This is a genomic window from Acinetobacter sp. WA-87, from assembly GCF_039938935.1.
Taxonomy (GTDB): Bacteria; Pseudomonadota; Gammaproteobacteria; order Pseudomonadales; family Moraxellaceae; genus Acinetobacter; species Acinetobacter seifertii.
Genome location: NZ_JBDUVF010000006.1, coordinates 1 through 22856, shown reverse-complemented (window position 1 = coordinate 22856; position 22856 = coordinate 1). Strand labels below are relative to the sequence as shown.

Genomic DNA, 22856 nt, shown 5'->3' with positions numbered 1-22856 from the left:
TTATTAGCCAGCGACCTTTTCCAACTGGATTGCATGAAACTGTAAGTGCTCATCCATAAAGGTCTGGATAAAATAATAGCCATGATCATAGCCAGCATGTTGTCTTAAAGTTAAAGGCTGTCCTGCTTTTAAACATGCTTGTTTAAATTTTTCAGGGTGAAGTTGTTCATAAAACTGGTCATCCAATCCCTGATCAACCAAAATTTCGCTAAAAACCGCACCATTTTTTGAGACTAAAGCTGTGGCATCATGGTCCAACCAGCTCTCACGATCTGCACCTAAATAATGGCTAAATGCTTTTTCACCCCATGCACATTCACTTGGCGAACAGATCGGAGCAAAAGCGGATACCGACTTAAACTTTTCAGGATATTTAAAAGCCAAAGTTAGTGCGCCGTGGCCCCCCATAGAATGTCCAAAGACACCAACTTGCTGAGCATTTACTGGAAAGCTTTTTAAAATGAGTGGATATAACTCATCAATTAAATAGCTTTCCATCTGATAATGTTCAGACCAAGGTGCTTGTGTAGCATTGATATAAAAGCCCGCACCTTGTCCTATATCCCAATTGTCACCTACTGCTACCTGTTCACCACGAGGTGAAGTATCAGGCGTAATCAGTATAAGACTAAGCTGGGCTGCCATATGCTGTGCATGTGCTTTAATGGCAAAGGTTTCCTCAGTACACGTTAAACCCGCCAAGTAAAACAATGTAGAACATGGTTTACCTTCCAAAGCTGCTGGTGGTAAATAAACACCAAACTTAGTAGAGCCTTTTAATAATTGTGAATCGAACTGGTAGATACGCTGCTCACCTTCAAAGCAGCGGTTTTTTTGCAGGAGTTGCATCGTTTTTAGCCTCTGTTTGTGTTTGAGCAATATTTACACTATCTGTACTTTGCTGTGGAAAAAGATATTTTTCCAACTGAGGTAGCATAAGTTCCATATTCTTACCAATCATCCATTGTGGCTCTGAAGGGTCTACACCTTGAGCTACTTCCCATTTGGTCACAGTTTGCTTGGCAGCATTAAACGAATCTTTCATTGAAGATTGCTCTCGCATTGCCAAGTCAAAGAAAGCTCGTCCAAAATAAGTATAGTCAGCTTCGTTATTACAACCAAAAGAAGTTTTGTCTGCCGCAGATGCCGTAATAATTAAAGTATCTGGTGACTGTAAAGCAGGAATAAAACTTCCAGAGTAACAAGCAGAAATGACAATTACGCGCCAACGAATACCAGCTTTATCGAGTGTTTCACGTAACCATTTCGGATCGACTTGCCCCAAATCTAAAGGTGCATTTTCAATTTCAAAATGATTCTGTTCACCGTGCGATGTCATGTATAAGAACAGCACATCACTATCACGGTTCATTTGCTGGCCCATACGACGTAGCGCTAGCTCAATACTGGTTTTAGATGCAATCGGGATTTCGGTTCGAGTGTCTGGGTTATTGACCAGCATCATCGAACGCCCAACGGTACCGAAACGTGTATCGAATTGTTCTTTAATACGGACCACTTCCGACTTGAAAACGTCTTGGTAACTATCGCCCGCCACACCCAAGAAATACCAATGGCTTTTAGCCACTTCACCATATTGGACTTGTTCTAAGGCATCATGAAGTAACTTGCTTTGTGCATAAAAAGCATCTTCGGCAAACGTAGGCGGAGAGTCTTCTACTTTCCAAATAGGCTGATCTTTTACTGAAAGTTGCCAGACCACCATGGTCGCAATAGTCGCAACCATGACCAACGCCCGCTCCCACCAAGGCCATTTTAACTCACGTGAGAAAACCCAAATGACAGCTAAACTTTGCCACACAAAAAGTGCCACAAATAGGCTTGGTAGAATACCGTTATAAATGGCATCGGGAATAAAGTTTAGATAACCGTTAGAACCCAAATATTGAATTAAACATTGAATTAATAAAATATTGGTATCTAAAACCAGCCAGAGCAAAGCTGGAACCAACATCAAACGCGGCTGATTAATACGCTGTGATAGAAAAATACCAACAATAAGCGCGATAAAAGGCCAAAGTGCGTACCCAATTAAACCTTGCGAGTTGAAATCACCCGTTTGACCAGCAACAAGCCAGCTATAAAGCGAGTTGGTACATCCACCTAATATTCCCCAAACAATAAGCTGAAGAATAGAGGGATGTACGATCTGTAAGGAACGTCTTGACCCCAAAAATAACCACATTCCGGCAAGCTGGTTACTTTTAAAATCATGCCAAAAGTTAATGGAAGGTTTGAGATCAATCATAAAAAGGTTTCAAAAATTTCGTTTTTGTCAGGCACCATAAGTGTATGCCTGCTAAGAATTTTAGCAATCATGCTTTTGAACTATATCACATATATTTGTGCATTATTCAAGCAATAAAACTTAACCTTACATAAGCTTACTGAAAGTAAGCATCAAAACGACAAGCATCTCCCTGCCACTGATGGGCTGGCTCTTGATTTGCTAAAAAAATCGCATGTCGTGGGCGTTTCACAATCACACGCTTGGCAACTTTCTTGGCTAACTCAAGCAAATTATCACCTAAATCCATTTCACCATCTTCTGGTAAAAGTAAATGCAAAAGCTGCATCTGCTTTTTGACTTGGGCTTGTTTTTTAATCGCTTGTTGGTTCTGGTCACGCTGTGGAAACATCGGGTCTAAATAAACCACATCAACCGTTTTTGCTTCTTGATCTAATTGCTGTAAATAGCTTGCAGAGTCAGCAAACACCAGTTGAATACGATCTATAAACTGATTTAAAAATGGATCACGCTGTGCTTGAGCTTTTGAATCTTCAAGTAAAGTAAATAAAATCGGATGACGTTCAACAAGCTGTATTTGAGCACCTAAATACGCCATGAGTAAGCTGTCGTGACCTAAACCTGCTGTTGCGTCTACAAGTATTGGTTTTTCACCCAGCTGACAAGCTCGAGCAATCATTTCTGATTTAAGGCTTGCACGTTTTAAACGAGGAATTTCAGCTTTCCAGTCAGGCTGCATTTTCATACCATTTGCAGATAACCAAAGTCCGTTTTCATCTACACAAAGCGCTAAGTCAGGGTTTAAACGTAAAAAACGAGCATTAAGCTTTTCAATCGGCTGTAAATCGGCTGTCACACCTCTAGAACAAAGCACAGCTTGGTAGTGCTGTGCTTGCTCCTGAAAATCTACTTCAAAATATATATGCATGAGTACTGCCTTTACTTTGCTTTACCCTGATCTGCTATTTTTTTCCACGCATCATCACGCAAGTAAATCGGTAAAGCATGTTCTGCATCAACCCACTGTTTTTTAGCAGCATAAACACGTGCAATCGAAGCAATGTCTTGTGCAGTAGCAGTGATAGTTTGATGCTCTGCATCGGCTTGAAGAAGCTTAGCACCTGAACCGATTAAGCAATGCTTTGCATAAGCAGCGGCTTGCTCGTAGTTCATTAATTTCTCTTCATCAATACACTGCATGATGCCTTGTTCGTTTAGAACAAAACTTGCAATGTAAACTTCATTCATACGGGCATCGAGTACTGCAGTTACCTGCTCTAAGCCTTCAAGTCGGTAAGCCGCTTGCGCGAGAGCTTGCAAGGTAGAAACTGGAACCACAGGTAAATCTTGTGACCAAGCTAAAGCCTGAGTAACGGCAGCATTAATTCGGACACCGCTAAAAGAACCTGGCCCACGGCTAAAGGCAATCGCATCTAAACCAGCAACGTCTAGTCCGGTTTGCTGTAAGCCCTGCTCAATCATTGGCAAAATGGTCTGAGTTTGTGCTTTCGCTCGCGTATCGAGTTGGAAAAAGAGTTCTTGGGTTTCATCAATTAATGAAATGGAACATTGCTCATTTGCAGTTTCCAACGCCAGCAGTTTCATGCACAACCTTAGTATTCAATCAAATTAAAAACGGAAGTTATGATACCCCACTCGGCCCTGATAGGCGAGTTGTTCCTGTCTAAATAAAAACGCCAAGCGAGTGCTTGGCATTGAAAATATCTTACTGAAAATTTAAAAGTGAAATTCTTTTAAATCTGTATAGCTTTTAAAGTGTTCAGCATAATGTAGGGCACTCAAGCGTATTTTTGCAGCGCCCTCTTCATCTAGAGTTTTGACAATTTTACCAGGCGAACCCATCACCACTGAATTATCTGGAATCACCTTCCCTTCAGGAATTAAAGCATTAGCACCAATAATACAGTTTTTACCAATTACAGCTCGATTTAAAATGACAGCGTTCATACCAATCAGGCTATTATCACCAATCGTACAACCATGCAGCATGACTTTATGTCCGACCGTAACATATTCGCCAATATTTAGTTCAAGGCCTGCATCGGTATGTAATACCGAGTTTTCTTGAATATTAGAAAAATTACCAATCCGAACAACACAGTTATCAGCACGTACTACCGCACCAAACCAAATACTGACCTGACGGCCTAATTCTACTTGTCCAATGAGCGTTGCCGTTGGAGCAATCCAGCCATCCCATGGTTCATGTAATGCTTTTGGGTGCTGTCCTTGATAGCTATATATCATAATTTATCGATCCTGATCTTTATTTTTTATGAGAAAATTTTGGCATTCCAAACGTTGGTGAGTTGAGTAAAAATGGCCATTCCTTTTGATAGCCTAAACCATATTTAAATAGAGCCACCAACATACGAGCAGTTAAGCCCCAGATAATTTCATTATCAATCTGTAAGCTTGGAAAATACAAAGACTGATGGGCATATCGAACTTCATAGGGTGTCGGACGCGTCTCTATAAGTTGCTGTAATGGCACAAAGAAAATTCGATCAATTTCAGTAGGCTGAGGTATTAAGTGAACCTCTGGTGGAATAAGCCCAACAATTGGCTTTACAGACAAACCACTTCTTGCGCGCTGCATTGGCAAATCACCTAACAACTGTACATCAAAAGGGTTTAAAGCTGTCTCTTCTTGAGCTTCTCTTAGCGCTACAACAATATTACTGGTATCACTGGGGTCACGCTTTCCACCCGGAAAAGAAACCTCCCCCGCATGGTTGTTCATATGTATTGAACGGCGTGTGAGTAGTACCTTGGGATCATTTTCATTTGTAATCGCAATCAGTACTGCTGCTTGTGCTTCTTGTATGCGGGTGGAAAAGCGCAATCTTTGCTGTAACTTTTGTGTTAGCAAGTGCTCTTCCATACCTTTCACCTATTATTCTGTCTCTCTTTTCATCATATCTGAAAATAAAACTTAGGGAATAGAGTTGATGCGTAAGTCTAAAAATTCAGTTATGCTGAGTCATCTCTATACTCGATGATAATTATGAGTTTCTGTGTAGCGTGTGGGCATAAAACCGAACAAAAAATTCCTTTAGGTGATCATAAAGTACGCCGTGTTTGTACTCATTGTGGCAATATTCACTATGAAAACCCCAAAGTAATCTGCGGTGCCTTAGCGTTATGGGAAGACAAAGTACTGCTTTGTCGTCGAGCAATTGAACCTCGTTATGGATTGTGGACTTTGCCTGCTGGTTATATGGAATTGTTTGAAACCATGGAACAAGGTGCAGCACGTGAAACTCGTGAAGAAGCAGAAGCTGAGATTGAAATAGAACAACTCTATTGTATGTACAATATTCCTCGTATTGGGCAAATTTATGTACTTTTTAAAGCACAGTTAAAAGATGGAGTTTTTGGTGCAGGTGAAGAAAGTATAGAAAGTCGTCTGTTTGAGGAGCATGAAATTCCATGGAGTGAACTTGCATTCCCGAGTGTCGAGCACACACTCAAACATTATTTTGAAGATCGTAAAAAACAAGTTTTTCCAACGCACCTAGAAACGCTAGGCACTCGTTTAGACCATACAGGCTAATAAATTCGATAATAAAAAGACCGCATTTGCGGTCTTTTTTTCAGGTTCTTATTTTGTCTTAATTTGATAACAATCAGCCGTCCGAATCGTTATCGTCCCACTCATTCTCTGAGCTAAAGCTTTATCATCTTCTGTAGGAGCAGGGCTCACATCTTTGATATTATTATACACTCGTTGATAGAAGGCATATGGATTTAACCATGAAACTGTCTTGTTATCATAAGTTGTAAGGTTAATGCCATTTACCTGTCCTTGTAATAAGTTAGCAACGTTAATTTTTGCCCCACTTACAATTAAGGTTTGACTGCCAGTTGCAGTAGTACTTTGAACAATATTCGAGTTTAACCCCGCCAAAATACCATTGAGATTGCCTAGCTTCGGTTCAGCAAAAATCATTTTTACAGTAATTGATTTATCATTTGAAGCAGACTCAGTACCACCCGTTGTTCCTATGCGGTACTGTTGAACACCATTGTTATCAATTAAAGTATTATCTGAAACTACACCGCACTGACCAGACATATCCGTTGCTGTTGCATTAGGTTTAATATCAGTACGAATATCACCATTTTCATCAATCACAATACCTAAATCGATTGGTGAAATTCCAGCGGTATCAAATTTAATATTTAAAGTACCATATAACGGGAAAATATAAGTTTGCCCAGCGCTCACATTTTTAGAAGTTCTGAAGATATCTTTTGCAAGATAACTTGCTGGAGTCACTTTATAGATATCTAGAGAACCATTATAGTTTTGATTCCCAATACTTTGACGCCAAAGCGCATAGTGCTGAGGATTTGGTGTTTTACTATTTATTGCCCCTAAATACAAACTTTCACGACCAGCAATAAATGAATCATTTAATAATTTACCTTGATAAATCAGTAAATCTTCACTGGTATTAGCTGAAGCTTTTAAATGGAATGGTTGTGTTGACTTAATCTCAGCTTGTAATGGATCAAGCCATGTTGTTTGAGCATTTGCTGTAAGTTGAGCTGGCTTAGATTTAGTTAGGACTTCCATAACAGCTGTAACTGTTGAATTATTTGTAGTCTTGCTCGTACCTTTCCACTGTAAGCCATAACCAAATGTATAGCCTTGACGATCTGAAAGTAAGAATAAATTACCTATAACATGCTGCGTATTAGCAGCATTTTTTGGACAATCGGCTAAATTAGCTAAATTACATCCATAGAAATTTTCTGAAATTAAGTTTGGTTCAGCTAAGGTCAAGTAATCCGACTGATATAAACCAACTAAACTTAAATGAGCCAATTGCGTTACTAGAGCAAAAGCTTGATTATTATCAATCTGACTAACATCTAACCAAGGTTTCAAAATACTGGCATATGCTCCACTTTTCCATTCGGTAGCAGTAATATTTTGAAGTACAACATTTAATGTGTTTTTCTTATCTTCAGTAAATAGTGTAGGTTGTATATCTCCAACAACATTATCACCACGTTCTAAACCAACGCTTTGAAAAAGTTTAACCAAAGCCATGGCTACACCGATGGTTGGATCATCTTGACTTAATGAGGCTGGTGCAACACCTGTTAAGGCTGTTGCCATATCCATAATTTTCAAACGTGGTGGAACAACTACCTTAATTTTTGAAATGTTATCTAAGCTGACAGAACCCAAGTCAATTTTGTTTTTTGTTTGAGTACCTTGTAAAAAGAAGTTTACTGTATCACCAAGTTTACATGTACCAACAACCCTATTGCCTGATGCTTTAGTAACAAAACTCTGATTTGCAGCACTACTACAGGTAAAATTTAAACCAGCAACCGGATAATCGAGTGAAAACTGTAAGCAGTCACTATTTGATACATCACAACTTCCATTTGCATTTGAACTACCAGACCCACTTGTAGGATCTTCATTAATGGTTGAACTACCGCCACCACACCCATTCAGCATGATTGCTAATGTGGTTAATGCAAAAGGCCATAATAATTTTTTATTCATTAGATACTCTACCCATTCTTACTTAATTTTTAGCGTAATACCGAAATTTGAATCTGTCCCTGATTAGATAATTCATGTTCCTCTACATCTACAGAGGAAGATAAAGGAGTTAACATCATATAACGTGCATGAGGTGGTACTTTTAAAGTACCCTGAATTGATGCATGTTGTAATATTGTAGAAGGATAAGACTTACTCTTAAAACCACTTGCCCCCTCTAAAATGCAACCTTTTTCATCTAAAAATATAGCTAAAGGCCAATAATATAGAGGTGTCGAATTACTCGCTGCAAAAGACATCAGCTGTAAATGTTGTATAGATGGATCTAATTTTACCAACTCATATTCAAACTTTTCTTTTAATGGCTTTCGAGGCCATAAATTTACGTCTTTTTTATCACCAAGTACTTTGATCGACTTTTTGTAGCCTTGAACAAAACACTTATCTTGTTCAAAAGTCGTTTCTAGGTCTTTTTGAGATAGTCGTATATAAGTTGGCGCTAAAATAATTGCTGCTTGATCATCTTGAGATTGTTTATTGAAGAGTTGTTCTAAAGTGGATTTACTCACCCCCTTTTTTCGTTCAATAAACTCTGTTCGCCCTAAACCATCGGGCATCACATAAAAGCGTTTTTTTCCTTCAAGATTAAATTCTTGATCTTCTAAATACTCATTATTTACATACTCTACGCCATCAACAGTCGTAAACTTAGATGGATCATTTGATGAGTTTTGAGTAGAAATAGCTTGTGAAGTACTTGCTACAGATGGAGGAGTTTTAACTGGAGTACTTTGTTCTTTAACAGTACTACTTTGCTTTTTAACTTCATTCTTCTGAACTTCACTAACCGTTACAGGACGCTCTGGTGCAGTCGGTGCAGTCGGTGCAGTCGGTGCAGTCGGTGCAGTCGGTGCAGTCGGTGCAGTCGGTGCAGTCGGTGCAGTCGGTGCAGTATTTAATTTTTTACTAACGTGTGGTTCAAACTTTTGAGGCACTTTTGAATTTTGAATATTTTCTTTAGGTACTTCTTGAACAGGTTTAGCATCTACTCGCGGCTGTACAACTTGTTTCGGTGCTTCCACTCTAATATTTGATTGCTTCTGTTCGACTTTTTTACTGGGTACAATCATTGGACGACCATCAGGACCAATGATTGTATAGAAACCATCTGCATACGATACAGAAATACTAGCTATCGCAATACATAAAGTCGAGATAGCAAATTTAGGTCGAAACATCGATTTATATTGTTTTACCATTTTGTTCTATAGCTCAAACCAAGTACTGTAACTTTAGTATTCGTTTTAACATCTAAACCTGAATAAGGATTTAATAAAATATTATCGACACCACACTTGTTCGATAATGTACTCGAACAGGCAGGAATATTGTCACGACTACGTAAAAAACCTACTGAAAGATCTAGATCTGTATCTGCATCGAAACGATAACCTAAGCCAAGACCAAATAATTGCGCATTATTGATTGGAACCATGGTATTACGTTTATCATCAGGTATCGAACTAGCTCGGGGCTCGTAACCAGCTCTCAATTTCAAACGGTCAGTTGCTGAGTATTCAATACCAATTCCCCAGCTCCACGGCGAAGTAAATTTCAATGGCAATGCCAATGAGTTATCGGTAACGTCATTAGATAAAAGCTTAGCCACTTTTAATAAAGTAATTTGGCGGTCAAATTCGAATTTAAACTTATCCCAAGCCGAATAATCTGTCCATCCTACGTCAAAGTTTACTTGCAAATCGGGTAATATTTTATACTTAATCCCCGCTTGGAAATGTGCCGGATATTCAAGATCCATTGCAACCAAACCAGACTCAACGTTAGGTACATATCCTGGTAAACCAAGAATTGCAGCTAAAATTTGCCCTGTTGCAGACGAGTTAAGACCCTTGATAAGTTCTTGAGGCGCCTTGGCATTATCAATCATGTACTTGCCTTTTAGGCGCATTTTGGCAGAACTTTGATAAACCATACCAAAGCCAAAGTCATCAGTTGGTTCCCAGAGTAAACCTAAGTTATAGCTTGGACTTAAGGATTGTTCTAAAGAAACTTGTAATGCGCCCATTTTATTAAATGGATTCATGCCTTCTTGGGCATTACACATACCAAATAATAGTAAGTCTGTAATCATGTCACTATTATTTTTAAAAGGCGCACATACCACTTCATCAACCATACGCAATACACCAATCATCTCATTGGGAAAACGTAGATCAGTTTTCAGTGCGATTGCGTTGTAAGACATCCCCACAGAAGCACCAAGTGATAAATGGTCATTTACTTGATAACCAAAAGATGGTGATAAATAAGTGATTCGCTCTACGGCAACTTGCTGGCCCATATAGTTGCCAGGGTTACCATTCTCTGCACCAAACCCAGCGACCAATGGTGCATATACTGCTGTTGCATAAGTAACTTTTGAACCAGGTGGTTTATAGGCAATTCCAGCTGTAGGGGCAACTAGAGGATACCCTGGCCCGAGATCAACCATTTTTTTAAGAATCGGCACATATAGGCTTGCATATTCGACATCACCATGTACGGTCCCTTTGAAATCTGTACAAATATTGGCGGAAACTTCCGGACCATCATTACAAACAAGAGGGTCATCTGAATAACCAAAAATGTTATAGCCAGGAGGAGCTGAAAATTCACGCTGGATATCAAAGTTAGCCAAAATCCCCTGTACATCGGTTTGTAGCCCATCAATTTTTGCTAAGGCCGCAGGGTTAAAATGAACCGCACTAATACCAGGAGGATCTGCAGTTACAGCATTCCCCATCGCTAGTGAACGAATATCAACAGCTAAGTTTTGTCCTAATTGAGCGTTGGCAAAGCTAGAAACACCGGAGATAACAATTGCCGCCGTTAGAGGACATAATTTAGGATATTTCACCTGCATATCTCCTTATTTTTGTTTTTTATTAAAACCTAAAATATCTAACGGGAAAGACAGACCAAGTGAAATATCTGGCGCATCTTCAGTTAAACCAATACCAACAGTACCGTTAACAATCGTATCTGGTGAAACACGAACACCTAGAGCAAAAGATAACATTCCGCTACTTTGATCTGGTGATTTATAAGAGTCTCCATTGTCAAACTGGAATTCAGCATTCATGTTAAAACTTTGCTGATATGACATTGTTAAAGACACGTCATAGTTAAATGAATAGGCAAAACCAAACGAGAACCCACCACTAATGCCTGGATCAAAAGAAGTTAAATTACGTGAACCACGTGCTTGGTTAAGACCGCTTTCTTTAAAGCCATAGTTAGCCGATGCTGAAGCAAACAGAACAACTGGATCGATATATTTACGGGTACTTGCACCTACACCAACTGAGTAATAACCTTTACCTGTTGAAAGTTCATCTATACCAATTTCATAAGGACTATCACCCGTTTTGGTAGATACACTACCAAAAAGGACAAGTGGTAAACGACCCTGCTTTAACGGAAAGGGTTCCCAACGTGCACCAAGAGAAATATCCCCTAAACCAGCTGTTGTTTTATCTTTAATAATTTCAGACTTTGCAACAAAAGGAACAGTTGCTGACAAAGTTAAATTATCCAATACCCCATATTGAAAGGTAAAACTGTTCGTCAATGTATGGTTAGCATCTTCTTCAACACGTAAACGGTTAAGTTGAGAAGAATTATCAGATAAAGCTAAGTCAATACGCGTATCGCGGTAGTAAGTGTAATCGAGATCATAATAAGAGGAAATTACGCCCTTCTTAATTAAAGAATATTGACGTTCATTTGAAGTAAATACTTCTTGTAAGTTTGTCTCTTGGCTAGCATCACCTTCTTTTTTCTGTAAAGCACTTGCTGCTTGATGTGCATCAGTATTAGCTGCAGGAGCTACCGTATTAGCATCCGCTATACTCGACGTTTGTACACTAGCATCTGTTGTTGCAGAACTAGAACTTGCCGCATCAGTAGCCCCAGAGCTTTGTGCTCCCTCTACTTGCGGTTGTTGTACTTGATCTTCGGCATAGATTGTCCCTGTAATGGCGCTCATACTTAAGGCCAACACACTCATCTTCATCCATCGATTATTCATGTTTTTCCCACCCAATTTATTTATTTTACTAACTTTAAATTTGACTATTTACGCTTGTAATAAAGGCGCATATAGGTTTCTATCGGCTGTCCATATGTTGGCGATTTGTTATCATTATCCAATACACGCCTCATGGTCGAAGCTTTATTCGCTAAACGATCAAAGTTAAATGTTGGATATTGAACATCAACGAAAGCATATTTATTGACTGTTGCATCTTCGACATGACGCATATCTGACTCTTTTAATGCCAATAAGTCTTTACGTTGTGATTCAGGAACAGAAATAACAAATAAAGTATTATTATCCCAAATTTGTTTAAAACGATTTTCGTCAAAGCTGATATTCCCTAAAGCCGGATCAGCTACATACACTCGTCCATCTTTATAAGCTTTATATACGACAAAATGTTTAAAGCCTGCATATGAAATAGGCACAATTGCGGGTTGGCCAAGTTTAACTAAATCGGAAAACTCACCACGATACCCCCCGCTGTCTAAACCAATCGCTGTGACAAAGCGCTTCATATCAAGTAATGAGAAACTTCGACGCTCAATAATACGTTGATATTCACCATACTGTAGCAAACCACTCATTGTTTGCTGTTCAGTTAAATTGGTTCCTACATAACCATTTAATAGAGTTGTAAGTGCAGCAGATCCACAACTATAATCATAGGCTTGCCGAACAATCCCACGAAACTGATCTTCTACAGCTGGTTTAATCTGAACTGGTTCGATATGATTTCGATGAAACGATAAATTACGTGAATCGGCAGTCTCTGTATAATAAACAGTTCCCGGCGGCTTTTTTTCTATTTCAAAGGCTTCTGTCGCAAAGTAATACATCAATGCTGAGCCTAAAACTATCTCTAACATAAGCACTTGGTCTAAATGGTGGCCTAACCGGCCTTATTCATTTTATTCTTAGAGCAATAGCTCTACATCCCTGTGTGTTGAAGATACCTTTTTTTTCTGTAAAAAACAGCTTTTTTTTAATCTTTTTGATGAATGCATAGTTTTACATTTATAAACTGATAATTAATTCTCATTTGTTTTTTACATTCTTTTTTATTATATAAATTAATATGATTTAAATATAAAAAATGAAGTTAAGTTTTATTATGGCAAATAAAAAAAGCGCGTATAAACGCGCTTTTTTATCACTCTTTAAATTAGTGACCAGAAATAGTAATTGTAGACGTTCCTACATTTAAACCTTGAATTTCTAAATCACCAATTGAAGCATTAGTCTGTGCGCCTAGGTGAATTCCTTGTGCATAAACGTTCATACCTTGTGTACTGTTATTTTGGATACGTAAACCTGTAGGAACAACAGAAATGTTAGCATCTACATTCATATCACCAGTTGTATTACCTGACCCACGAACCATTACTTTGTCTAGGACAATTTTACCACCACCAGCAGCATCATTAATACCGAAGTTAGATAGTGTTAAACCACCTTGTAAGCTAGAGTTCACTTTGATCATCGCGCCTTGCGGAGTTGAACCTAACTGAACATTCGCAGAAATTTGACCCAAAGATAAATCTAAGCCAGAAATAATCTCAGTCGGAGCTGTTTCAGTAATACCACGTACAGCAGTAGTCGTATTTAATGTACCAGAAGTACCCACGCCAATTGAACCTACATGTACATCAACAGCACCTACTGTTGCTGCAACATTTAAGAAAGCACCATTTGAACCTGAAGCACCATTTGTATCAATTTTTAAATCTAAAAGATTACCTGTACCTTTTTGAGTTACCGTTACACCACTAATTGCGATTGCACCCGCTGTACCAGAAGCACCAGTGATACCAGTTGATGATGCTAGACCATCATTATCATGTAAATACAGTTTATCAATAGAAATACCACCAGAGCCTAAAGCAATACCGATATTAATACCATCTTGACCTGTAGCTGCACTCAGCGCTGCATCGTCCATTGACTGCATTGCCATTGCATTTGCACTGATAGCTAAAGAAGAAACTAAAGCAAGTTTAGTGAACATTTTCATTGAGCACTCTCCCAAGAGCATTTATTTTTTGACTTAACCACTCTTACTGTCTCAAGTTGCATTTTTCTTTTATGGCAACCGAAACTTCCAATCCTTGAGTAGTTTTGCTTAGCAATTACTAAATTACAGCTACGTTAATTTTTGTTCAACTACTGTAATGCATTTTTTGCCAATTACCCGATAAACGGTACAAGGGTCACACTTTCTTAAATATGCAGACCAATTATGCTTAAGTTGTAACGAAAAAATAGATGATTTTATCGACGAAAAGTTAAACTCTTACCGCCTAGATGACTGATGAACCATAAGTTGTAGTAAACTAGGCGACCTCTTCCAAACTTGTCATGTTTAAAATGTCTCAGTTAAAGAAAAAAATCTCTTTAGAAAGTACTCTATCAGCTGCCGATATTTTAAAAAAATTAGAAAATTTAACTGGACTTGTATATCTTTATGATGATGACAACCCTATTATTGGCTTTCTGCCAAAAAAATATCTAATTACTCAAGGTCATCAAAATTTTATATTCGAGCAAGATATCCTTAATAAGTATATAAACTCCTCTAATATTGAAAGTATTTTAGACTTCACTCAATTCCATACTGAAGAATCAAAAAATAAAAATATTAGTTTTAATGGGGGATATATTGGATTCATTAGTTATGATTTTTCTGCACATCAATTTATTAAAAATCAATTACACCAACAACCCTCTTTGTTTATAGGTTCTTACCACTCTTTTCTAAAAAAAATAAATAATGAATGGTATTTTTTTAGTGATGAAAAAAATAATTCAGAAATTTTTAATTACATTACAGAATTACTATATGGCTCTTCTAATCATTTAAGAAAAAATATTTTTAAACTAGATAAAAATATTTATCCCCGTTGGTCTAAAAATGAATATTTGACCGCTTTTCATAAAATACAAGATTATATTAAAGCAGGAGACTGCTATCAAATTAACCTTACGCAAGAATTTAATACAACTTTTACAGGAGCTTTATTAAATAAAGCAGAAGAATTATGGAGTTTAACCAATGCACCTTATTCAGGTTATTTAAAATTAAATAACTTTGAGTTATTAAGCTGCTCTCCTGAATTATTTATTGAATTTAGTACAGACAAACAAATTAAAACCAGACCAATCAAAGGCACGATGCCTCGATATGAAAATAAAGAACAAGATTTAATTTCAAAACAAACATTGAAAAACTCGCAAAAGGATCAGGCAGAAAATGTCATGATTGTTGATTTATTACGTAATGATTTGAGTATTTATGCCAATACAGGTTCGGTAAAAACGACAAAGTTATTCGAAATTGAAAGCTTTAATCAAGTTCATCATATGGTAAGTGAAGTCACGGCTATACTTAAAAATGATATTAATCCTATGCAAATGTTGCTTAGTGCTTTACCAGGTGGCTCAATTACTGGCGCTCCTAAAATTCGAGCAATGCAAATCATTGAAGAGTTAGAAGGTTCACCGCGAGGGGCATATTGCGGTACTTTGGGATATTTTAATTTTGATGGTACTGGTCGTTGGAATATTCTTATTCGTAGTTTTCAACAATATCAAAATCAGCTTTCTATTTGGGCAGGTGGTGGTATTACGATTGCCTCAGAAGCTGAGGCCGAATATCAAGAAAGCTTAGATAAAATCTCTGCTATGCTGAACTTAATGAACAGCACAGCAGAATAATTTTTAAAGAATATCTTGCTTCAAAGTTTGAACTAAACGTGCATTTTGCTCATCAGTTCCAACTGTGATACGTAAAAACTGATTAATGCGAGGCTTATTAAAGTGGCGAACAATAATACCCTGCGCACGTAATTCCTGCGCTAGTTGCCCAGCCTCATGTTGTGGGTGTGAAGCAAAAATAAAATTCGCTTTTGATGGTAAAACATTAAAACCAAGTTCAGTTAAATCACTAACTAGCTTTTCTCGACTCGTAATAACTTTTTGACACTGTTCTTCAAAGTAAGCCTGATCTTCAAAAGAAGCCACAGCAGCAGCAATAGCAAAGCGATCAATTGGATATGAATTAAAACTATTTTTTACCGCCTCAAGTGCTGCAATCAAGTGTGACTGAGCAATCGCAAATCCGACACGTAAACCAGCCAAAGAACGAGACTTTGAAGTTGTTTGGCACACCACAAGATTTTCATAACGGTTTACCAAACTTACAGCTGACTCAGCACCGAAATCGACATAAGCTTCGTCAATCACAACCACACGGTCTGGATTGACTTGTAGCACTTGTTCAATCTCTGCCAAGCTGAGTGCAATACTTGTTGGTGCATTAGGATTGGTAATAATCACGCCACCATTAGGTTGTGCATAATCTTTGACATCAATCTCGAAATTCTCATTAAGTGGAATTTCTTTTGTTTTTGTTCCAAAAAACTGGCTATAAACTGGATAAAAGCTATAAGTAATATCCGGATATAAAATAGGTTCATCTTGAAGGAAAAATGCTTTAAAAATATGAGCAAGCACTTCATCGGAACCATTACCTACAAAAACTTGAGATACATCCATATTCTGTTGCGTAGCAATAGCTTGTTTTAAGGCAGTTGCATCTGGATCTGGATATAAGCGTAGTGCATCAGCTTGATCATGTAGTACAGCTTGAACCGCTTCTACTACTTTTGTTGATGGCGGATACGGATTTTCATTAGTATTTAACTTTAATAAATTTTGGATTTTCGGTTGCTCACCTGGCACATAAGGCTCTAATTCACGAACCTCAGGACTCCAAAAACGCATTTGTGCTGTAGATACAGTCATAGTCTTATCTCAAAAAAGGGCTGAAAATCAGCCCTGAATAATCATTTAAAATACTGAAAGGTTTAAAGCTTATTGATAACGATAACGAGCCGAGCGCGCATGAGCATCAAGATTTTCTTGAACAGCAAGTATATCAGCGGTTTTAGCCAATGTTTTTACGCCCTCTTTTGAGCACATGATCAAGCTAGAGCGCTTTTGAAAGTCATATACACCCAGTGGTGACGAGAAGCGCGCTGTACCGGATGTTGGTAATACATGGTTTGGACCAGCACAGTAATCACCAATTGCTTCAGGTGTATAACGTCCCATGAAGATTGCACCTGCATGACGAATGTCTTCGCTCATTGCTTCGGCATCATCCAGACACAATTCTAAATGCTCGGGTGCAACTTGATTAATCAAATCAACAGCTTCTGCACGGTCTTTTACCAAAACTAAAGCCCCACGATTTTCAATAGACGTACGTGCAATATCAGCTTTAGGCAAGTCATTTAAGTGCTTTTCAATTGCTGCCTCTACGGCTTCTAACAAAGCTTCATCTGGGGTTATAAAAATAGCTTGGGCAACCGTATCATGTTCAGCTTGAGATAATACATCCATCGCTAACCACTCAGCGTTATTCGCCCCTTCTGCATATACTAAAATTTCAGAAGGCCCAGCAATCATGTCGATACCGACTTGACCAAATACAGCACGTTTAGCAGCTGCTACAAATCGGTTTCCGGGACCAGTGATTTTATCTACAGGCGGAACAGTTTGAGTACCATAAGCCAGAGCTGCAACAGCTTGCGCCCCACCAATAGTAAATACTCGACTCACACCAGCTAGATAAGCGGCAGCCAAAACAAGTGGATTTAATTCACCATTTGGAGCAGGTACTACCATAATAATTTCAGGTACACCGGCCACATGAGCTGGTACTGCGTTCATAAGCACAGATGAAGGATAAGAGGCTAGTCCACCAGGTACATAAATACCAACTCGGTCAAGTGGTGTCACCTTTTGTCCTAGTGTATTTCCCAAATCATCTATATAAGTCCAGCTATCTTGTTTCTGGGCTTCATGAAATGTACGAATACGATTAGCCGCAAGTTGCAGGGCTTCACGAATTTCTTGATTTAAGTCATCAAACGCAGCTTTAAGTTGTTGTTGAGACAATTCTAGATCGGAAAATTGATGCGCTGGATGTCGATCGAACTGTTGAGTAAGTTTTAAAACATGATCATCACCATGCTGACGAACATCAGCAATAATTTGATCTACTGTTTGAACTAAATTAGGATCATTAACAGTTTCAAAAGCTAAAAGCTCTGCAAAAATCTGTTTGAAGTTCTGATCTTGAGTCGATAAACGTCGCATCAATTTACCCACAAGGCGAAAAAGAAAAACCAAGTTTACTCTTTTTCTAAGGCCTTGTGGGCATCATATCTACAACTATCGCAAAAGCATGATAGGAAATTACTTTTAACGTGATTGAACAGCTTGTTCAAGTTGGGAAATGATAGGATTTAACAAACTTTGCTTACGCTTAAAGCTTGCCTTATTAACAATAAGACGTGAGGATACTTTACAAATTTCTTCTAATGGTTCAAGCCCATTTGCTCGTAAAGTATTTCCAGTATCAACTACGTCAACAATATAATCGCCCAAACCTACAAGTGGTGCTAATTCCATAGAACCATAAAGCTTAATAACATCTACCTGCTCACCTAAGCTTGCATAGTATTGACGCGTTAGATTGACGTACTTAGTTGCAATTTTTAAACGGCCTTTTGGACGTTCCATTCCAACTTTGCCAGCAGTCATTAACTTACATTTTGCAATCTGTAAGTCCAATAACTCATAAACATGCTGAGCACCATGTTCCATGAGTACGTCTTTACCTGCTACACCTAAATCAGCTGCACCATTCTCAACATAGGTTGGCACATCAGACGCACGTAAAATCAAAATACGAACTTGCTTATGTGTTGTAGGAAAAATCAACTTACGAGATTTTTCTGGGTCTTCAAGCAAGTTAATACCTGCTGTTGCAAGTAAAGGTAAAGTTTCTTTTAAAATACGCCCTTTACTGAGTGCTAAGGTCAAACCATGATCAAAATTACCCATTACATCAAAATTAGGATCATCGTTTCTTACGTCATTCATTAACTTACTCGCTTAATTTGGGCACCTAAACCTTGAAGTTTTTCTTCGACATGTTCATAACCACGGTCAATATGGTAGATACGATCAATTAACGTATCACCTTCAGCAACTAAAGCCGCTAAAACCAAAGAGAATGAAGCACGTAAGTCTGTTGCCATTACAGGAGCAGCTTGCAATTTTTCAACTCCAGTCACCACAGCATCATGACCTTCGACCTGAATATTAGCACCCATACGTGACAATTCAGGAACGTGCATGAACCGATTTTCAAAAATGGTTTCGGAGATCGTTGCAAAACCGCGACCAATTGCATTTACGGCCATAATTTGCGCTTGCATGTCGGTTGGAAACTCTGGATGAGGTAATGTTCTAAAACTTACCGCTTTAGGGCGCTTGCCCATCATATCCAATTCAATCCAGTCATCACCGCGAGTGACTTCCGCGCCCATTTCTTCAAACTTATCTAAAACAGATTCAAGTAATGACGGATCTGTATGAGTAGTTTTAATCCGACCACCTGTAATTGCCGCAGCAGCTAAGTACGAACCTGTTTCAATACGGTCTGCAACAACTGCATATTCACAGCCATGTAAACTTTCAACACCAGTAACAACAAGTGTATCTGTATCTATACCTTCAATTTTTGCGCCCATTTTAATAAGCATTTGAGCAAGATCAGTAATTTCAGGTTCACGTGCTGCATTACGAATTGTAGTTACACCATCCGCTAAAGCAGCCGCCATTAGAATATTTTCGGTGCCCCCTACAGTGACCATATCAAAAATCACTTCGCCGCCTTTGAGACGACCATCTACAGTCGCATGGACATAACCATTTTCAACTTCAATATGTGCACCCAATGCTTCTAGGGCTTTCAAATGTTGATCTACTGGTCGAGATCCAATCGCACATCCACCTGGTAACGAAACTTTAGCATTTCCATAACGTGCCAATAATGGTCCTAACACCAAAATAGATGCGCGCATCGTTTTTACCAGTTCATAAGGAGCAAACTGGTTATCTAAAGTAGAGGTATCTGCTTTAACTGTGTCATTTTCATAACTAATTGTGACGCCTAATCCACCAATTAATTTCACCAAGGTATTTACATCTTTAAGATTTGGGACATTGGTTAAAGTAATAGGTGAATCAGCAAGAATCATTGCTGCAAGTAATGGTAAAGCCGCATTTTTAGCACCAGAAATGCGTACTTCCCCTTCGAGCTTAACACCGCCCGTAATTAAAAATTTATCCATTAATATTTAAGCTCCGAAAAGGCTTGCTTTGCGCCATTCGTCTTTGGTCATCGCACGAATTGTTACGGCATGAACTTCGCCACTTGCAATATAAGTATTTAATGGTGCATAAACTGCTTGTTGACGAGCAACAGTACGCTTACCTTCAAATTGATCATCCACAATACGGAGGTCAAATTTTCCAGCCTGTCCGCTCACCGCTACTTCCGCATCAGGAAAAGCTTCTTTTAAAATTTGAGTGAGCTGTTCACTATTCATTGCAAAGACCTCTGGCACAACCTACGGTGTAAAACGAAGTATTTTACTATAACTTTTTCCAAGAATTCAGTACGTGTTTAGATTTTATCAATAAAAAAGAGGCTATATTTCAAGCCTCTCTCAATTATTAAAAACTTATCAAATAGAAACAGCAACTTGTGAATAAGTACATTGCATTTTCCGGTATTTTAACAATTGTTTTTTTAATTTTTCAGTCAACTTTTTAATTGATGTATACATGTCATCTGCCGCTGCTTGAGCAAATAGTTCAATCCCGGGTAAGCGAACTATTGCTTCTGCCACATGATTCGCGCTTCCCTTATGTGAGCGCTTATCAATCTGATGATCTTTAGTTAGTTTAATCTGCATACTATTCACCTGATCGAGATGTTTCGTTAACTGATTAAATTTTGCTTTAATATTTTCTTCTATAGCTGGTGTAATTGCTAAATGATGTCCACGAATCGTTATTTGCATAATTCTATCCCTCACCTTTTTGGGTTAATAAAGAAGAACTAAAACGATTTAATGTGATCTAAAAAAGATGACTTTGGACAATTAAATCATTTTAGCAGCTCCTCTTGGTGAAATTGAAATTTCATTATTTCGTCATAATGAACATCTAGAATAGTCATACTTCAAAAATTAGATCAAGACTTTTCTTTCGGATGACGATGGAATATGTAACGATTCACGATATTTTGCTACAGTTCTTCTAGCCACTTCTATTCCTTCATCCTTCAATAAAGCCGCAATAGTATTATCAGACAATGGCTTACGTGGGTTTTCATTAGAAACCAATTTTTTAATCATAGCTCTAATTGCAGTAGAAGAAGCCTCACCTCCCGTAGTTGTTCCCACATGACTAGAAAAAAAGTATTTCAACTCAAAAAGCCCACGTGGTGTCAGCATGTACTTATTTGTAGTGACTCGTGAAACAGTAGACTCATGAAGCTCCACTTCTTCAGCCACATCCCTTAGCACCAAGGGTTTCATTGCCTCAGCACCTATCTCTAAAAATGCTTTTTGGTGTTCAACAATACAAGTAGCAACTTTTAATAAAGTTTTATGCCGTTCATCGATACTTTTTATGAAATTTTTAGCTTCAAGCATTTGATTACGTAGATATAAATTATCATCGCTTTGATCAGCTCTACGAATCATACTCGAATAGAAAGAGTTGATTCTTAATTTTGGCATGATATCTGGATTTAATTGGACTTGCCAATGTTGATCTTTTTTAGCAACCACGACATCAGGGATTTGGTATTCCGATTCTTGCTTTTGAAAATCCATACCAGGATAGGGCTTTAATGTTTTTAATAAGTCAACCGAAAGCTTTAATTCATCTTTCGATAGGCCTGTTTGTTTTAATAATTTATTTAAATCATTTGCAATTAATAACTCATAATACTGAAGTAAACTTTGTGCTTCTTTTAAATATTCAGTTCCTTTTGGTAAAAAATCCAATTGAATCTTTAAACATTCAGCAAGATTACGAGATCCTATTCCAACTGGATCAAGACGTTGAATATGTTTTAAAACAACTAAGACTTCGTCTTCTTCAATTTCTTCCTCAATATCCATGTCATTTAATAGATGTTGTACAGCGAGAATAATTTCTTCTAATTCAGCATCTAAAAAGCCCTTATCATCTAAAGCATCGATAATACAATAAGCAATCAACTGATCTATTTTTGAGAAATGCAGCAAGTTCACTTGCTCCAACATATGTTCTTTTAGTGTCATCTGAACTTGGCGATTATCTTCACGCTCTTCAAACTCAGGAGTACCTAAAGCCGTCGACTGATGTGTATAGATATCATCCCACTCAGTATCCACAGGTAAGTCATCAGGTAAATGATCCGCATTTAACTCCGTTGTAAGATCATTACTTTCTTTGTTTTCTAAAGTGGATAAACTTTCGGCTAGTGATTCATCTTCCACTTTTTCAAGTAATGGATTACTATCTAATTGAATTTGAATTTCTTGCTCTAATTCTAAACTTGAGAGCTGCAGTAATCGGATTGCCTGCTGCAATTGAGGCGTTAACGACAACGAATTCGCAACTTTCAATCCAACAGATAATTTCATATATTTCTCTTTCCAATAAACAAGCAAAAATCATGCCTATTTATTATTTATAGCATATAGTCAAGTTTTATCCTATATATTGACTGAGAATTTCATGAGAAAATTATTAATTTATTCTTCTAAAAATTCATTTTAACAACCGAAAAAGATGAGTTGTTTAATCAAATTAACTTTGCACTTTAATATCCACATATTTCTGAAGCAGGGCAACCGTACAAATGTTCTTTTAGAGATGTTTTTTATCTTTATTTTTTTATCACGCATATAAAGCAACACCCCGGTTTCTTTCGAGACCGGGGTGTTTGGAATAATGAGCTGGCGATGACTTACTCTCACATGGGTAACCCCACACTACCATCAGCGCTAAGAGGTTTCACT

The 22856-nt window shown here is 37.9% G+C and carries 21 protein-coding genes; 2 read left to right on the top strand and 19 right to left on the bottom strand.

The features are described from left to right. Nucleotides 1–3: 3 nt before the first annotated feature. The 6 genes from fghA to ABFY81_RS15575 all read right to left on the bottom strand — a co-directional run bounded on the left by fghA (nucleotide 4) and on the right by ABFY81_RS15575 (nucleotide 5183). Nucleotides 4–849 carry an S-formylglutathione hydrolase gene (gene fghA / locus ABFY81_RS15600; protein ID WP_347914117.1) on the bottom strand — a complete coding sequence of 282 codons (846 nt, stop codon included), beginning with the start codon at nucleotides 847–849 and terminating at the stop codon, nucleotides 4–6. After that, entirely contained in the window at nucleotides 818–2269 is a 1452-nt protein-coding gene (locus ABFY81_RS15595) for a C13 family peptidase (protein ID WP_347914116.1), read from the bottom strand. Before ABFY81_RS15595 ends, fghA begins: the two co-directional genes overlap by 32 nt. Before the next feature lie 136 nt (nucleotides 2270–2405). Further along, a complete protein-coding gene (locus tag ABFY81_RS15590) occupies nucleotides 2406–3197 on the bottom strand; it encodes a class I SAM-dependent methyltransferase (RefSeq protein WP_151685597.1) in 792 nt (263 codons plus the stop codon). 11 nt (nucleotides 3198–3208) lie between these two features. Further along, nucleotides 3209–3874, bottom strand: a complete 666-nt coding sequence (gene tsaB / locus ABFY81_RS15585; protein WP_151685595.1) for a tRNA (adenosine(37)-N6)-threonylcarbamoyltransferase complex dimerization subunit type 1 TsaB — start codon at nucleotides 3872–3874, stop codon at nucleotides 3209–3211. A gap of 132 nt (nucleotides 3875–4006) precedes the next feature. Continuing rightward, a complete protein-coding gene (locus ABFY81_RS15580; RefSeq protein ID WP_086249623.1) occupies nucleotides 4007–4534 on the bottom strand; it encodes a gamma carbonic anhydrase family protein in 528 nt (175 codons plus the stop codon). A 22-nt stretch (nucleotides 4535–4556) separates the two neighbouring features. Further along, a complete protein-coding gene (locus ABFY81_RS15575) occupies nucleotides 4557–5183 on the bottom strand; it encodes a CoA pyrophosphatase (RefSeq protein WP_100290452.1) in 627 nt (208 codons plus the stop codon). Nucleotides 5184–5297: 114 nt separating this feature from the next. On the opposite strand from ABFY81_RS15575, the gene ABFY81_RS15570 reads away from it, so the two are divergent. Then, nucleotides 5298–5846 (top strand): NUDIX hydrolase, encoded by a 549-nt coding sequence (locus tag ABFY81_RS15570; RefSeq protein WP_347914115.1) that lies wholly within the window; start codon nucleotides 5298–5300, stop codon nucleotides 5844–5846. A 48-nt stretch (nucleotides 5847–5894) separates the two neighbouring features. Here ABFY81_RS15570 and ABFY81_RS15565 read toward each other — a convergent pair whose 3' ends face one another. The 6 genes from ABFY81_RS15565 to ABFY81_RS15540 all read right to left on the bottom strand — a co-directional run bounded on the left by ABFY81_RS15565 (nucleotide 5895) and on the right by ABFY81_RS15540 (nucleotide 13933). After that, nucleotides 5895–7820, bottom strand: coding sequence for a protein FilF (locus ABFY81_RS15565; protein WP_347914114.1), 1926 nt, complete (start codon nucleotides 7818–7820; stop codon nucleotides 5895–5897). Nucleotides 7821–7849: 29 nt separating this feature from the next. Then, on the bottom strand, nucleotides 7850–9079 hold the full coding sequence (gene filE / locus ABFY81_RS15560; protein WP_347914113.1) for a putative pilus assembly protein FilE: 1230 nt from the start codon (nucleotides 9077–9079) through the stop codon (nucleotides 7850–7852). Then, nucleotides 9073–10737, bottom strand: a complete 1665-nt coding sequence (locus tag ABFY81_RS15555; protein ID WP_081409887.1) for an outer membrane protein transport protein — start codon at nucleotides 10735–10737, stop codon at nucleotides 9073–9075. Before ABFY81_RS15555 ends, filE begins: the two co-directional genes overlap by 7 nt. A 12-nt stretch (nucleotides 10738–10749) precedes the next feature. Next, a complete protein-coding gene (locus tag ABFY81_RS15550; RefSeq protein ID WP_347914112.1) occupies nucleotides 10750–11910 on the bottom strand; it encodes a transporter in 1161 nt (386 codons plus the stop codon). Nucleotides 11911–11954: 44 nt separating this feature from the next. Continuing rightward, nucleotides 11955–12788, bottom strand: coding sequence for a C39 family peptidase (locus ABFY81_RS15545; RefSeq protein ID WP_019456527.1), 834 nt, complete (start codon nucleotides 12786–12788; stop codon nucleotides 11955–11957). A 296-nt stretch (nucleotides 12789–13084) separates the two neighbouring features. After that, on the bottom strand, nucleotides 13085–13933 hold the full coding sequence (locus tag ABFY81_RS15540) for a DUF6160 family protein (protein ID WP_019456526.1): 849 nt from the start codon (nucleotides 13931–13933) through the stop codon (nucleotides 13085–13087). Nucleotides 13934–14286: 353 nt separating this feature from the next. Between ABFY81_RS15540 and ABFY81_RS15535 the strand changes: the two genes are divergently transcribed. Next, nucleotides 14287–15633, top strand: coding sequence for an anthranilate synthase component I family protein (locus tag ABFY81_RS15535; RefSeq protein ID WP_347914111.1), 1347 nt, complete (start codon nucleotides 14287–14289; stop codon nucleotides 15631–15633). Nucleotides 15634–15636: 3 nt separating this feature from the next. Here the strand turns inward: ABFY81_RS15535 and hisC are convergent, their stop codons facing one another. The 7 genes from hisC to ABFY81_RS15500 all read right to left on the bottom strand — a co-directional run bounded on the left by hisC (nucleotide 15637) and on the right by ABFY81_RS15500 (nucleotide 22478). Next, the gene (hisC, locus tag ABFY81_RS15530; RefSeq protein ID WP_347914110.1) at nucleotides 15637–16722 is read right to left on the bottom strand and encodes a histidinol-phosphate transaminase; all 1086 of its coding nucleotides are present in this window, start codon (nucleotides 16720–16722) and stop codon (nucleotides 15637–15639) included. A gap of 69 nt (nucleotides 16723–16791) precedes the next feature. Next, nucleotides 16792–18081 (bottom strand): histidinol dehydrogenase, encoded by a 1290-nt coding sequence (gene hisD / locus ABFY81_RS15525; RefSeq protein ID WP_077166090.1) that lies wholly within the window; start codon nucleotides 18079–18081, stop codon nucleotides 16792–16794. A gap of 105 nt (nucleotides 18082–18186) precedes the next feature. Beyond that, complete coding sequence (hisG, locus tag ABFY81_RS15520) at nucleotides 18187–18870, bottom strand: ATP phosphoribosyltransferase (protein WP_004703796.1); 684 nt, start codon at nucleotides 18868–18870, stop codon at nucleotides 18187–18189. Continuing rightward, nucleotides 18870–20126, bottom strand: a complete 1257-nt coding sequence (gene murA, locus ABFY81_RS15515) for a UDP-N-acetylglucosamine 1-carboxyvinyltransferase (RefSeq protein WP_039255534.1) — start codon at nucleotides 20124–20126, stop codon at nucleotides 18870–18872. Before murA ends, hisG begins: the two co-directional genes overlap by 1 nt. A 6-nt stretch (nucleotides 20127–20132) precedes the next feature. After that, complete coding sequence (gene ibaG, locus ABFY81_RS15510; RefSeq protein WP_004703799.1) at nucleotides 20133–20384, bottom strand: BolA family iron metabolism protein IbaG; 252 nt, start codon at nucleotides 20382–20384, stop codon at nucleotides 20133–20135. A 138-nt stretch (nucleotides 20385–20522) separates the two neighbouring features. Next, nucleotides 20523–20861 (bottom strand): ribosome-associated translation inhibitor RaiA, encoded by a 339-nt coding sequence (gene raiA, locus ABFY81_RS15505; protein WP_049064587.1) that lies wholly within the window; start codon nucleotides 20859–20861, stop codon nucleotides 20523–20525. 168 nt (nucleotides 20862–21029) lie between these two features. Beyond that, nucleotides 21030–22478 (bottom strand): RNA polymerase factor sigma-54, encoded by a 1449-nt coding sequence (locus ABFY81_RS15500; protein WP_004703803.1) that lies wholly within the window; start codon nucleotides 22476–22478, stop codon nucleotides 21030–21032. Nucleotides 22479–22856 lie beyond the last annotated feature (378 nt).

Bases quoted from the DNA above. Each gene is read 5' to 3' on its own strand.
- fghA (WP_347914117.1), bottom strand. From the start codon at position 849: ATGCAACTCCTGCAAAAAAACCGCTGCTTTGAAGGTGAGCAGCGTATC.
- ABFY81_RS15595 (WP_347914116.1), bottom strand. From the start codon at position 2,269: ATGATTGATCTCAAACCTTCCATTAACTTTTGGCATGATTTTAAAAGT.
- ABFY81_RS15590 (WP_151685597.1), bottom strand. From the start codon at position 3,197: ATGCATATATATTTTGAAGTAGATTTTCAGGAGCAAGCACAGCACTAC.
- tsaB (WP_151685595.1), bottom strand. From the start codon at position 3,874: ATGAAACTGCTGGCGTTGGAAACTGCAAATGAGCAATGTTCCATTTCA.
- ABFY81_RS15570 (WP_347914115.1), top strand. From the start codon at position 5,298: ATGAGTTTCTGTGTAGCGTGTGGGCATAAAACCGAACAAAAAATTCCT.
- ABFY81_RS15565 (WP_347914114.1), bottom strand. From the start codon at position 7,820: ATGAATAAAAAATTATTATGGCCTTTTGCATTAACCACATTAGCAATC.
- filE (WP_347914113.1), bottom strand. From the start codon at position 9,079: ATGGTAAAACAATATAAATCGATGTTTCGACCTAAATTTGCTATCTCG.
- ABFY81_RS15550 (WP_347914112.1), bottom strand. From the start codon at position 11,910: ATGAATAATCGATGGATGAAGATGAGTGTGTTGGCCTTAAGTATGAGC.
- ABFY81_RS15545 (WP_019456527.1), bottom strand. From the start codon at position 12,788: ATGTTAGAGATAGTTTTAGGCTCAGCATTGATGTATTACTTTGCGACA.
- ABFY81_RS15540 (WP_019456526.1), bottom strand. From the start codon at position 13,933: ATGAAAATGTTCACTAAACTTGCTTTAGTTTCTTCTTTAGCTATCAGT.
- ABFY81_RS15535 (WP_347914111.1), top strand. From the start codon at position 14,287: ATGTCTCAGTTAAAGAAAAAAATCTCTTTAGAAAGTACTCTATCAGCT.
- hisC (WP_347914110.1), bottom strand. From the start codon at position 16,722: ATGACTGTATCTACAGCACAAATGCGTTTTTGGAGTCCTGAGGTTCGT.
- hisD (WP_077166090.1), bottom strand. From the start codon at position 18,081: ATGCGACGTTTATCGACTCAAGATCAGAACTTCAAACAGATTTTTGCA.
- hisG (WP_004703796.1), bottom strand. From the start codon at position 18,870: ATGAATGACGTAAGAAACGATGATCCTAATTTTGATGTAATGGGTAAT.
- murA (WP_039255534.1), bottom strand. From the start codon at position 20,126: ATGGATAAATTTTTAATTACGGGCGGTGTTAAGCTCGAAGGGGAAGTA.
- ibaG (WP_004703799.1), bottom strand. From the start codon at position 20,384: ATGAATAGTGAACAGCTCACTCAAATTTTAAAAGAAGCTTTTCCTGAT.
- raiA (WP_049064587.1), bottom strand. From the start codon at position 20,861: ATGCAAATAACGATTCGTGGACATCATTTAGCAATTACACCAGCTATA.
- ABFY81_RS15500 (WP_004703803.1), bottom strand. From the start codon at position 22,478: ATGAAATTATCTGTTGGATTGAAAGTTGCGAATTCGTTGTCGTTAACG.